This is a genomic window from Alicyclobacillus acidocaldarius subsp. acidocaldarius DSM 446 (assembly GCF_000024285.1).
Classification (GTDB): Bacteria; Bacillota; Bacilli; order Alicyclobacillales; family Alicyclobacillaceae; genus Alicyclobacillus; species Alicyclobacillus acidocaldarius.
Window position 1 is genome coordinate 1,433,066 of the sequence record NC_013205.1, and the last position, 12,389, is coordinate 1,445,454.

General features: G+C 60.8%; 12 protein-coding genes and 1 riboswitch. Of the genes, 11 read left to right on the forward strand and 1 reads right to left on the reverse strand.

Features of this window, described 5'->3' with window-relative positions; translation table 11 throughout:
- Positions 1-46 precede the first annotated feature (46 nt).
- Together AACI_RS06835 and AACI_RS06840 are read left to right on the forward strand one after the other, a co-directional pair.
- Positions 47-949 (forward strand): L,D-transpeptidase family protein, encoded by a 903-nt coding sequence (locus AACI_RS06835; protein WP_012810732.1) that lies wholly within the window; start codon positions 47-49, stop codon positions 947-949.
- A 79-nt stretch (positions 950-1,028) separates the two neighbouring features.
- Positions 1,029-1,170: riboswitch (cyclic di-AMP (ydaO/yuaA leader) on the forward strand.
- Between the two features lie 5 nt (positions 1,171-1,175).
- Positions 1,176-1,964 carry a cell wall hydrolase gene (locus AACI_RS06840; RefSeq protein ID WP_012810733.1) on the forward strand — a complete coding sequence of 263 codons (789 nt, stop codon included), beginning with the start codon at positions 1,176-1,178 and terminating at the stop codon, positions 1,962-1,964.
- 87 nt (positions 1,965-2,051) lie between these two features.
- Here AACI_RS06840 and AACI_RS06845 read toward each other — a convergent pair whose 3' ends face one another.
- Positions 2,052-2,939 carry an MYG1 family protein gene (locus AACI_RS06845; protein WP_012810734.1) on the reverse strand — a complete coding sequence of 296 codons (888 nt, stop codon included), beginning with the start codon at positions 2,937-2,939 and terminating at the stop codon, positions 2,052-2,054.
- A gap of 247 nt (positions 2,940-3,186) precedes the next feature.
- On the opposite strand from AACI_RS06845, the gene topA reads away from it, so the two are divergent.
- The 9 genes from topA (at position 3,187) to fliF (ending at position 12,374) form a co-directional block, all read left to right on the forward strand.
- Positions 3,187-5,277, forward strand: a complete 2,091-nt coding sequence (gene topA, locus AACI_RS06850) for a type I DNA topoisomerase (protein ID WP_012810735.1) — start codon at positions 3,187-3,189, stop codon at positions 5,275-5,277.
- 12 nt (positions 5,278-5,289) lie between these two features.
- Positions 5,290-6,603 (forward strand): methylenetetrahydrofolate--tRNA-(uracil(54)-C(5))-methyltransferase (FADH(2)-oxidizing) TrmFO, encoded by a 1,314-nt coding sequence (trmFO, locus tag AACI_RS06855; RefSeq protein WP_012810736.1) that lies wholly within the window; start codon positions 5,290-5,292, stop codon positions 6,601-6,603.
- Positions 6,600-7,523, forward strand: coding sequence for a tyrosine recombinase XerC (locus AACI_RS06860; protein ID WP_012810737.1), 924 nt, complete (start codon positions 6,600-6,602; stop codon positions 7,521-7,523). The genes trmFO and AACI_RS06860 overlap by 4 nt, the downstream gene beginning before the upstream one ends.
- Entirely contained in the window at positions 7,513-8,058 is a 546-nt protein-coding gene (gene hslV, locus AACI_RS06865) for an ATP-dependent protease subunit HslV (protein ID WP_012810738.1), read from the forward strand. Before AACI_RS06860 ends, hslV begins: the two co-directional genes overlap by 11 nt.
- An 11-nt stretch (positions 8,059-8,069) precedes the next feature.
- The gene (hslU, locus tag AACI_RS06870) at positions 8,070-9,464 is read left to right on the forward strand and encodes an ATP-dependent protease ATPase subunit HslU (protein ID WP_012810739.1); all 1,395 of its coding nucleotides are present in this window, start codon (positions 8,070-8,072) and stop codon (positions 9,462-9,464) included.
- Positions 9,465-9,666: 202 nt separating this feature from the next.
- Positions 9,667-10,071, forward strand: coding sequence for a flagellar basal body rod protein FlgB (flgB, locus tag AACI_RS06875; protein ID WP_012810740.1), 405 nt, complete (start codon positions 9,667-9,669; stop codon positions 10,069-10,071).
- Between the two features lie 5 nt (positions 10,072-10,076).
- The gene (flgC, locus tag AACI_RS06880; RefSeq protein ID WP_012810741.1) at positions 10,077-10,511 is read left to right on the forward strand and encodes a flagellar basal body rod protein FlgC; all 435 of its coding nucleotides are present in this window, start codon (positions 10,077-10,079) and stop codon (positions 10,509-10,511) included.
- Positions 10,512-10,523: 12 nt separating this feature from the next.
- The gene (locus AACI_RS06885; protein WP_008336486.1) at positions 10,524-10,820 is read left to right on the forward strand and encodes a flagellar hook-basal body complex protein FliE; all 297 of its coding nucleotides are present in this window, start codon (positions 10,524-10,526) and stop codon (positions 10,818-10,820) included.
- Positions 10,821-10,850: 30 nt separating this feature from the next.
- Entirely contained in the window at positions 10,851-12,374 is a 1,524-nt protein-coding gene (gene fliF / locus AACI_RS06890) for a flagellar basal-body MS-ring/collar protein FliF (protein WP_012810742.1), read from the forward strand.
- The last annotated feature ends 15 nt before the right edge of the window (positions 12,375-12,389 follow it).

Consider the following 12,389-nt stretch of genomic DNA (forward strand, 5'->3'; position numbering starts at 1 on the left):
CATCCCATCGTCCATCCTACATAAGGAAGATGGGAGGCTGCTGGGGATGAGGGGTCATCGCAGTGCACGCGTGGATCTGGCTCGCATCTTCGTCGTGAGCACATCGGCCCTCTTGAGCCTGTGGGTGTCCGAACCTCGCTGCGAGGGCGCCACGCTCAACTTGATGAACGAGGCTCAGCCAGGGATGCCAGAATTCGCCGGCATTTCGGAGTCCTCGGTGTGGACGCTGGGCGATCGCGGCGAGCCCATTTGGGCCTTGCACGTCGTCCTCGCAGAACTTGGTTACCTTCCGTGCAGGTATCACGCGGTCATACCGACGGATCGCCTGTATGCTCAGAATTGGGAGCACGCTCCGCTAGGCTATTGGACTTGGAATTCGCCCGACGTCCCTCCTGAACTTGAACGGGCGTGGAATCCGGACCAGTACACGGAGATCACGAAGGGCGCGGTGATGCGATTTGAGGCCGATCACGGCCTTCGAGTGGATGGCTACACCGGCCCTCGCGTTCGTCGGACGCTCGAGATCGCACTGGCGCTTCATCTCACGGCGACTCAGCCGTATCGCTTGGTGATGGTTGATCAGTCCATCCCGCAACAGCTTCGCGTATGGGAAGATGGCCGTGGCGTGATCTTTCAAACGGCGTGCAGCACAGGCGTGCCGGCCGCCCCGACCCAACCGGGGGTTCACGCCATCTTCTTGCGCAACCGAGAACAGACCATGCAGGGCATCGGCCCAAGTGGCCGCCCCTATCGAGTGGAGCGCGTGCCCTATGTGAGCTTCTTCTATGGCGAACAGGCCATCCACGGCTTTCAGCGCCGAACGTACGGCCAGCCGCAGAGCGCAGGCTGCGTGGAGCTTCCGATTCAAGCCGCGAAGCGCGTCTGGGAACTTACGGGATATGGCACGCTGGTCGTGATCTCGCCCATCACGATGCGTGGAACGGAGTAGGTCAATCGGTTAGAAGCCACCTGCGATGTCAACAAGTTTGGGTTTTCCCCCGGCGCACGGGTTGATATGATGGTCGTCGTCCAAGACTTTGCCGAATCGCGCATGTGCGCGTACGGGGGACTGAAGGCCTTTGGCCTTGGGGTGAATCGCGCCGTGTGGCGCGAAGGGGACTCGTTACCCGAACCCGACAACTAACCTCGGAGGCGTAAACGAGAGGATGGATGACATGCAGTTTCGATCGTGGTGTGTCGCAGGATGCGCCATGGCCCTGACAGTCGCACTCGGCGTGTCGAACGCCTTTGCGGAGACCATCACCGTCGAGCCGGGGCAGTCTCTGTGGACCATCGCTCATTCGCACGGCCTGCCTGTGCAGCTTGTGGAGTCCGCAAACCCGAACGTCAATCCGCTGAATTTGCCGATTGGCAGCTCCATACGCATTCCCGAGGTGGAAGACGTTACGGTAAAGCCCGGAGACACGCTGTTCCTCATCGGAAAGCGATTTGGCGTTTCGACCAGCGAGATGTTAGCCGCCAATCCTGCCGCTAATCCCCTCAATCTGCAGATTGGGTCCACGGTCCGCGTACCGGTTGGCCTGTCTCAGCCTTCGCACGCCGCACAGGCCCATGTTGCCGCATCCATTCCCGCCACAGGTAGCGACCTCTACTGGTTGGAGCACGTCATCCACGCGGAAGCCGGGGGAGAGCCGCTTCAGGCTCAGATCGCCGTCGGCGACGTGATCATGCATCGAATTGCCGCGGGTGGATACGGGAGCACGGTGCAGCAGGTCGTGTTTCAAGTGAGCGACGGTCACTACCAGTTCGAAAGCGTCGCGAACGGCTACATCGATTCGCAGCCCGACGCGCAGAATGTGCAGGCTGCGCTCGACGTCTTGAAGGGTGACGATGTGGTGCCGGGGGCGTTGGTGTTCTACAATCCTTCCGAAACACCTTCCGGCAGCTGGGTTTGGCAGCAGCCTGTGGTTGCCGAGATTGGTCACCTCGTCTTTGCGAAGTGAGTGGATGGGCACAGTCGCCGAAAGAGCCAGAGTCGGTTCAGCGCCGAACTCTGGCTCTTGCTTTTGCGTTGATCTGCATCCGCGGCATCACGGATTGGACGGTTCGGCCGCCAACGCTTCTTCCGCCATCTGCAGGATGCCGTCCAAACTCTCTGCACCTGCGATGAATCGCGCGGGATGGCAAAATACCGCATCTTCTACCCCGCAGATGGAAACGAGCTCTTCACCTTCCTTTCCCGCCCATTCGCTCGGCAAAGGTTTTCGCGCTTCGAATGTCCCGGGGCCTTTGGGAACAACCTGAAGGCGATATTGACCTGTCTTATCCGGAAATGCTACATAGAGCACTTCGCCAGCCGGGTCAATTTCGAGCAGCGTTTCCGTCCACGGGCAGCAGGTCGGCAAGACCAAAAGCGCGGGCTCCTTGCGAGCCGCATAGGCCGCCTTCACGATTTCCGTCGCCTGAAGCCGGCTGATCTCGTGGTTCGCGTAGTTCATCAGAATCTGCGTGGCAAAGTCCAAAGCTCGCTCGAATGCTCGGTTTTCGTCCTCCTGCGAGTTCCACGGGGGGTTGAAGGAGCCGACGAGCTCCGAGATTCCCTTGATTCGCATGTCCCGCTCCAGGTCGATCCCGTTGTCGATCGCGTCGATGGCCTGAAAGAGCTTGTCGTCGATGTTGCTGGACACCAGCGCTCGATCCTCTTCCCGCTCCACACCGAGTGCCTCCAGAAACCGGTCGCCGAAATCCCGCCAGATGAGGCCGGCCGCGGCATAGGGGATTCCGTTCGGGCGGTGTACCTTTTGCACGCTGTGGTGATCGTACGGGCCTCCGCCGACGTCGACGACGAGATCGCATTGCGCCAGCACGGACTTGTTTCTCGTGCGTACGATGCGGGCGTCTGGATATAGTTTTCTCAGTATCGCGACGGCGAACACTTCATCGGCATGGAACTTTCCATGGTGCGTACCTATTTTCATAAGGATATGAACCACCTTGCCAACGGATGGACGGCGCGATCCGCCTCTGCCTTCACGTTACCATTCACCAAGTGTGCAGCACAACTGGAACTTTCGCTCCATCTGTCACTGATGGAATCGCGTGCGCTCGAAGCCGCGCGATGAGGAACGGCGCGTCCACCGTTTGCAAACGAAAGGATCGCGGTGATAATATGGTTTGAACCAAGGACAGGGTTTGCCAAGGCTGCGACGAATGGAGGATCGTGGCGTGTCAGACTATCTGGTCATCGTCGAGTCGCCCGCCAAGGCGAAGACGATTGGGAAGTATCTGGGGAGCAAGTACACGGTGAAAGCCTCCATGGGCCACGTGCGAGACCTGCCCAAGAGCCAACTCGGCGTCGACGTGGAACATGGTTTTGAACCGAAATATATCACGATCCGCGGGAAGGGCGACGTCATCAAGGCGCTCCGCGAGGCGAGCAAGAAGGCGAAGAAGGTCTACCTCGCGGCAGACCCTGACCGCGAAGGCGAAGCCATCGCCTGGCACCTGCAGCATCTGCTCGATCTCAATCCTGACGATGACTGTCGCGTCGTGTTTCACGAGATCACGAAGGATGCGGTCAAACAGGCGTTTCAACATCCGAGGAAAATCAATCTGGATCTCGTGAACGCGCAGCAGACGCGGCGCATCTTGGACCGCCTCGTGGGCTACAAGCTGAGTCCCTTGCTGTGGCGAAAGGTAAAAAAGGGCTTGTCGGCTGGCCGCGTGCAGTCGGTCGCACTGAGGCTCATCGTCGATCGCGAAAACGAAATCCGAACGTTTCAACCTGAGGAGTACTGGACCGTCGACGCCCATGGCCAGGTGCACGGGAAGAAGCTCGTGGCTCGCTTTTATGGCTACGGCGAGGAAAAGACACCGCTTCCAAACGAGGCTGCCGTGCGCGAACTTCTGTCCCGTGTGGAAGGCCACTCGTTGGTCGTGCGCCGGGTCAAGAAATCCGAGCGGAAGCGAAACCCCGCTGCGCCGTTCACGACGAGCAGTCTTCAACAGGAGGCGGCCCGAAAACTCGGGTTTCGGGCGTACAAAACCATGCAAATTGCGCAGCAGTTGTACGAAGGTCTCGACGTGCCGGGTGAAGGCACGGTCGGTCTCATCACCTACATGCGAACGGATTCGACACGCATCGCGCAATCCGCGCAGGAGGAAGCGAGGGCCTACATTCGGCAATCGTTTGGCGAGGACTACGTGCCGGATCGGCCGCGGCAATACGCGAAAAACGAGGATGCCCAAGACGCGCACGAGGCGATTCGGCCCACGTCGGTGATGCGACATCCGGATCGACTGAAGGATCACTTGTCGCGCGATCAGTATCGCCTCTACAAGCTGATCTGGGAGCGATTCGTCGCGAGCCAGATGGAGTCGGCCGTCCTCGACACCACATCGGTCGACCTCGAGGCGAATGGCGCGTGGTTTCGCGCGACGGGATCAGTCGTCCGGTTCCCCGGATTCATGGCGCTCTACACGGAGGGCCGCGACGACGACGCCGATGAAGAGGAAGGGAAGCTGCTTCCCCCCCTGCAAGAGGGCGATGTGGTCCAGGTGAAGACCTGGAAACCGGAGCAGCATTTTACCCAGCCGCCGCCGCGCTACACCGAGTCGACGCTCGTGAAGGCGATGGAAGAACTCGGGATTGGTCGGCCGAGCACGTACGCGCCTACCATCGACATCCTGTTGAAGCGCGGATACGTGACGCTCGATCAGAAGCGGTTTGTCCCCACCGAACTCGGGGAAATCGTGGTGAACATTCTCAAGGAACATTTCCCCCAGCTCATCGACGTGTCCTTCACCGCCGACATGGAGAGCCGATTGGACAAAGTCGAGGAGGGCAACGCGAACTGGATCGAGCTGCTCGATCAGTTTTATCATGACTTTGAGAAGGATTTAAAGAAGGCGGAAAGCGCCCTGGGGCACGTCGAATTGAAGGACGAGGTGTCCGACGTCCGCTGTGAAAAGTGCGGCCGCCTCATGGTGTACAAGACGGGCAGGTACGGGAAGTTTCTCGCGTGTCCGGGGTTCCCGGAGTGCCGAAACACGAAACCCATCTTGAAGGAGATCCCGGTCTCGTGCCCGAAGTGCGGCAAACCGCTTGTGGAACGAAAAGGGAAATCGAGGAAAGTGTTTTACGGGTGCAGCGGGTATCCCGAGTGTGACTACGTGCTTTGGCAGCGCCCGACGGGTCAGACGTGCCCGGTCTGCGGACACCCGATGATTGAAAAAGGCGGAAAAGGAAAGACGGTTGTGGTGTGCAGCAACGAAAAAGCTCACCCGATGGTGGCAACCGAGGCACAGGCGAAATGAGGGGGTGACGACATGGCTCATGTCACGGTCATCGGCGCAGGACTCGCGGGATCGGAGGCAGCGTGGCAGGCTGCGAATCGGGGCGCCAAGGTGACGCTGTATGAGATGCGGCCGGTTCAGATGACGCCTGCCCATCACACCGATCGGTTCGCGGAGCTGGTGTGCACCAACTCGTTGCGGTCCAACAGTATCACGAACGCGGTGGGGTTGCTGAAGGAGGAGATGCGCAGGCTCGATTCGGTGATCATGCGGGCCGCGGACGCCCACGCAGTCCCTGCAGGCAACGCGCTTGCCGTCGATCGCGACGGCTTTTCGCAGCGGGTCACGGAACTCGTCTCACAGCATCCGAACATCACGGTGGTTCGCGAGGAAGTCACCGAGATCCCGAAGGACGGCGTCACGGTGGTCGCGACCGGGCCTCTCACATCTCCGGCGCTGTCGGAAGACATCCGCCGCCTGGTGGGGCACGGCGATCTCTATTTTTACGACGCCGCGGCGCCGATTGTCACCAAGGAATCCATCGACATGTCGAAGGTCTTCTTTCAGTCGAGATATGATCAGGGGGATGCGGCGTACATCAACTGTCCGATGACCGAGGAGGAGTTCGAGGCGTTCTATGACGCGCTCGTCCACGCGGAGTGCGCGGAACTGAAGGACTTCGAAGAGGAACGGTATTTTGAGGGCTGCATGCCCATCGAGGCGTTGGCGAAGCGCGGAAAGCAAACGCTGCTTTTCGGCCCCATGAAGCCCGTGGGTCTTCGCGACCCGAGGACCGGTAGGCGTCCGTTCGCGGTCGTTCAGCTCCGACAGGACAACGCGGCCGCCACGCTGTACAACATGGTGGGCTTTCAAACGCACCTGAAGTGGGGCGAGCAGAAGCGCGTGTTCCGGATGATCCCTGGGCTTGAACAGGCCGAATTTGTGCGATACGGGGTCATGCACCGGAATACGTATATCAACAGCCCAGTTGCGCTTCTGCCCACGTATCAGGCGAAGGCGCGTCCGACGCTGTTTTTTGCCGGCCAGATGACGGGCGTCGAAGGGTACGTGGAATCCGCGGCCTCGGGTCTCATCGCGGGCATCAACGCGGCTCGCGTGGCGGCCGGCCAGGACGCGCTCGTATTCCCTCCGACCACATCGATGGGCAGCCTGGCGCATTACATCACGCATGCCTCGCCGCAAGGGTTTCAACCCATGAACGCAACTTTTGGCATCTTTCCGCCGCTCGACCCGCCGGTCAAGGACAAAAAGGCTCGCTACGAGCGGTATGCGGCGCGAGCGCTCGAGGATCTCCAGGCTTTCATGAGGGAGTTGGAGCGGGTGTGACGCAATCCGTCGGAGATGCGGTCAAAGTTTTTTTGGACGATGCTGCACTTCGCTTCAGCCCGCGGACCGTGCGCAGTTACGGGCAGGATCTCGAGGCTTTCCGCCAGTGGCTCGACGATCGCGGCGTCTATGATCTAGACGCGCTCTCGACGCGCGATGTGCGGATGCACGCGAGCGACTTGCTGGCGAAAGGGGCCGCGAAGTCCAGCGTAGCGAGGCGGCTCTCGTGTCTCCGGACGTTCTTGCGGTTCTGCGCGGAGCGGGGCTGGGTCCGGCAGGTGATGGCTAAAAACGTTCGTCTTCCGAAGCGAGACCGGCGACTTCCGCGCTATCTGCACGAGGAAGAGGTGGCGGCGCTCATCGATCACGTCGGGGGCGACGATTTTGTGGCCCTGCGAGATCGGGCGCTGTTGGAATTTCTCTATGCAACGGGCGTGCGCGTGAGCGAATGTGTGCACTTGGACATAGGCGATCTCGACCTTTCGGCGGGGTTTGCGCGCGTTCTGGGCAAAGGCGGGCGCGAGCGGTACGTGATGGTAGGACGGCGGGCCGTCGATGCACTTCGGCGCTATCTTCCGCTCCGCGATCGGATGGCACGTTGCTCGGCGGTGTTCATCAATCGCCGCGGCGGCCGCCTGACCGACCGAAGCGTGCGGCGCGTGTTGGAGCGTCGGATTCAGGAAGTCCCCGGACTTCGCTCCATCCACGTGCATGGCCTTCGGCATTCGTTCGCGACGCACATGCTGAACGGAGGGGCGGACCTCCGAAGCGTCCAGGAGCTGTTGGGGCACGCGAGCCTGTCGAGCACACAGATTTACACGCACACGAGCCGCGAGCAATTGGCTCGGGCGTACTACGCGGCGCATCCCCGCGCACGTCGAGGCACACAGGGACGGGAGTCGAGCGAAGATGGGGTATGAGATGCACGGTACGACGATTTTTGCCATGCTGCGCGACGGGCGCGGCGCGATGGCCGGCGATGGCCAGGTGACATTCGGGAACAGCATGGTCATGAAGCACAGCGCCCGCAAGGTGAGAAGGCTCTATCATGACCGCGTGGTGGCCGGATTCGCGGGATCGGTCGCGGATGCCTTCACGCTGTTTGAGAGGTTTGAAAAGAAATTGGAGGAATTCCAAGGAAACCTTCCAAGGGCGGCTGTGGAACTCGCGAAGGCATGGCGATCCGACAAGATTCTCCAGAAGCTCGAAGCGATGCTCGTCGTCATGGATGCGCGGGATCTCCTCATCGTGTCGGGGGGCGGCGAGGTGATTCAGCCTGACGACGGCATCTGCGCCATCGGATCCGGGGGAGGATACGCGCTCGCGGCGGGACGCGCGTTGGCTCGGAATACACAACTCGAGCCTGCCGAGATCGCCAAGCAGGCCCTGATCATCGCGTCCGAAATTTGTGTGTACACGAACGACCAAATTGTCCTGGAGACCGTTGGGGTATAGGGGGATGGCTCATGCCCAGTGAGCGAGAGTTGACGCCAAGGGAAATCGTCGAGTACCTCGATCGGTACATTGTGGGTCAGAAGAAGGCCAAGCGAGCTGTCGCCATTGCGCTGAGAAACCGGTATCGCCGTTCGAAGCTGTCGCCGGAGATGCAGGCCGAGGTGACGCCGAAGAACATCCTCATGATCGGGCCCACGGGTGTGGGCAAGACGGAGATCGCGCGCAGGCTGAGCAAGCTCGTGGGCGCGCCTTTCATCAAAGTGGAGGCCACCAAGTTCACCGAGGTGGGCTACGTCGGCCGGGACGTGGAATCCATGGTTCGGGACCTCGTGGAGACGGCGGTGCGAATGGTCAAGGCGGAACACGCCGAGCGCGTGAAGAGTGAGGCGGAAGCTCGCGCGAACGACCGCATTGTCGAAGCGCTGGTGCCGGATCCAGGGGCGAGATCGCGCGCGCGGAATCCGCTCGAAATGCTGTTCAGCGGGGGATTTGCGGCGGATCGCCCACAGGAGCCGTCGTCGGACCAGGTGCGGGAGGAGCGCCGCCGCGTCAAGCAGAAACTTCTCATGGGGGCGCTCGAGGATCACTACGTGGAGGTCGACGTCGAGGAGCAGGCGGGTCCCATGGCGCTCGGGTTCATCCCGGGCATGGGCGCGGAAAGCCTCGGCAATCTGCAGGAGATGCTCGGCAACCTGCTGCCGAAATCCACGAAGAAGCGGAAGATGACCGTTCGAGAGGCTCGCAAGGTGCTCACCCAGGAAGAGGCGCAGAAGCTGATCGATATGGATGCGGTGACGGCCGAGGCTATCTACCGAGCGGAAAATCATGGGATCATTTTCATCGACGAGATGGACAAAATCGCGGGCCGCGAAACGCACGGACCAGACGTATCGCGCGAAGGCGTGCAGCGAGACATCCTGCCGATTGTCGAAGGTTCGACGGTTTCGACCAAGTACGGCGCGGTGAAGACGGATTACATGCTGTTCATTGGCGCGGGCGCTTTCCATGTGGCGAAGCCTTCCGATCTCATTCCCGAGCTTCAGGGCCGCTTCCCCATTCGGGTGGAGCTCGAGCCTTTGACCAAGGACGACTTCGTCCGCATCTTGCGAGAACCCGAGAATTCGCTCATCAAGCAGTACACCGCGCTCCTCGAAACGGAAGGGATTCGCGTCGAGTTTACCGACGAGGCCATCGAGCGGATCGCGGAGATGGCGCAGAAGGTCAATGAGGAGACCGAGAATATCGGCGCCCGCCGCCTGCACACGCTGGTGGAGAAGGTGCTCGAGGACCTGTCGTTTGAGGCCCCAGAGATTCACCTCGGCGAAATCAAGATCACAAGGGCGTATGTGGACGAAAAGCTCGGCGATATCGTGCAAAATCGAGATCTGAGTCAGTTCATTCTTTGAGGCGCAAGGGCGCCACGGCGGATGACCCGGTTCCGAGGGTCATCCTTTTTTTGTTTTTGGTGGTTCCGCAACCGCTGACGGACCTCTGGGCTCGATTCATAAGAAAAACTTAACTGCCCTGAGCAGGATTCCGCTCGGATTCGACGAATTTGTAGTTTCGACCTGAACTTCGTCGAATTTTGTCGGGGGAGAGCACCGGGCCATGACGGTTTTCGAATTGTTGCAGAGCGCTCTCGACGCATCGACGCTCCGCCAGGCGGTGTACGCGAACAACATCGCGAACGCCGGCACACCCGGGTATAAGCGCCAGGATGTAGCGTTTGAGACGCTGCTTCAAAGCGCCCTCGGGAGTGGAGACAGCAACGCTCTCGGCGAAGCGCAGATCCCCATTGGGGCGCAACGGCCAAGTTACGACCTGAGCGCGTTGCCGAATGTCATCCCTGAGGTGTACACCGATACGTCCACAACCGTGAACAGCAATGGCAACAACGTGGACATCACGGAAGAAATGGTGTTGATGGCCGAAAATCAGGTGAGGTACGACACCCTGGTGCAGGACATCTCGGATCGACTGGACCGGCTGCGCACGGCCATCATGGGGAGCTGAGGTGCATGTTTGACAACACCAGCATGAACATCTCGGCGAGCGGGCTCGCGGCGAACCAACTGTGGCTGAACGTGATCGCCAACAATATCGCGAACGTGAATACCACGCGCACCCCGCAGGGGGGGCCTTATCGCGCCGAGATCGTCAACTTTGCGCCAGTGGAAAATGACGTCTCCTTTCAGACCGCGCTTGGGCAGGCCGTCCAGGGGATTGGCGGAGGCGTCGAGGTGACGAGCATCACGCAGGACACGAGTCCGTTCCAGCTGATCTACGATCCGTCCAATCCCGATGCCGTCAACGGGTACGTGGAGACCTCGAACGTCAACCTGACCACGCAGATGGTCGACCTGATTCAGGCGACGCGGGCCTATCAGGCGAACGCCACTGCCTTTGACGCGGCCAAGCAGATGGCCGTGACGGCGCTTGGAATTGGCAAGTGAGGTGAATGGGGTATGGTCGTTCCGGTGTCATCGGCCCTGACGAGCGGTCTGAGCGTCGCGACGCCCGCGGTGAGCGGCTCCTCCGGGGGCATGAGTTTCTCAGACTACCTCGGAAAGGCCCTCGACGAGGTCAACCAGGTGGCGGCTCGCGCCGACAACTTAGCGGTGGAATACGCGAGCGGCGGCCCGGTGTCCACGGCGGATCTCATGATCGCCGAGACGCAGGCTTCGCTCGCAGTGGACCTTCTGTCGCAGACCGCCACTCGCGTGCAGCAGGCGTACACTACTTTGATGAACATGCAGATTTAGCCCATCACAAGGGGGATAGGGTGAGATGCGTTGAACGAAGCCCTGCGAAACATCTGGACCCAGGCTCGGGGGAAATGGGCGGGGCTTCCAGCGCGATCGCGCCGCAATGTGATCATCGCCGCGGCTGCGCTTTTGGCGGCCCTTCTGGTGGTGGTGTTTGCGGCGACGCGGCCGCACTACGTGACCATCATGGAGGGCTTGGATGACAAGTCCCTTGGCCAGGTTCAGCAAGAGCTGGACACCTTGAAAATACCGAACGAGATTCAAGGTACGGCGGTGCTGGTTCCCGCGCGATACGCGGACGAGGCGCGCATCCAACTGGCGATGGCGGGACTGCCCCAAAGCGGTTACGACGCGTATTCGGGCGTCACGACCTCGCTCGGCGAGACGCAGGATGAGTTCAACCTGCAGGTGCTGAACGCGCTTCAACAGAGTCTGTCGACGACCATCAGCGACATCAACGGCGTCGAATCCGCGCAAGTGCATATCGTCATGCCGCAGCAACAGTTGTTCGTGACACAGCCGACGACCGATGCCAAGGCTTCGGTCTTCGTCGATCTCGGCCCGGGTGTGCAGCTGTCCTCCGCGCAGGTGTATGGCATTCAACAGCTCGTGGCCCACTCCGTGCCGGGGCTCACGGTCGGCAACGTGACGGTCGTGGACCAGTACGGCAATGTGCTCTCGAGCGACGTGGCCCAAGGCGGTTCCTCGAGCGCCGTGGGCGCGGCATCGTCCGAACTCGCGATGCGAGAAAAGCTCGAAAACGATCTGCAGCAGACCCTCATCTCCGGGTTGCAGCAGATTGTGGGCGCCGAGAACGCAGTCGTTGTGGTGCACGCGAACGTGACGTTCAACCAGACGCAGACCACGACGCACACGCTGATCAACGCTCCGGGGTCGAACACAGGATTCATCACGAGCCAAGAGGTGCAGAAATCACAGTCGTCGAGCGGTTCGCCTGGGGGAGCCGCGGGTCAGGCGGGCAGCAATCCCAACCTGAACAGCACCTATGCGGCTGCGGGCGGCGCGGTGACGAACTCCACGACGTCCAACACCATCACCAACTACGCGTACAGCTATCAAAATCAGCAGACGACCGTGGATCCGATGCAGGTCTTGGGCTACTCGGTCGGTGTGCTGTTGAACAGCAACGACAAGAACATCACGCCGGCCGTCGAGGCGCAGATACGCAACTTTGTGCAAAGCGTGCTGGGGACCACGCCTTCCCAGGGCAAGAATGTCGTGAGCGTCTCGGCTGTCCCGTTCGCCAACCCGATGCAGGCGGTCCCTGCGGCGCCCGGCGCGCGGACGTGGGTGTATGCGCTCGGAGGGCTTCTCCTCGGGGCCTTGGTTGTGGCGGGTTATCTGGTCTTCCGGCGCCGCCGGCAGCCTGCTGGTGAGGTGATCGAAATCCCAGCCGGAGAGACCTTCGAGCAACCGCTCGAAGAGTTGCCGCTGACTCAGGAAGAGGTCCTTCGCAATCAACTCATTCAGCTGGCGCAACATCGACCGGACGACTTCGCGAGCTTGTTGAGGACATGGCTGTCCGAATGAGGCGATCGCCATCCC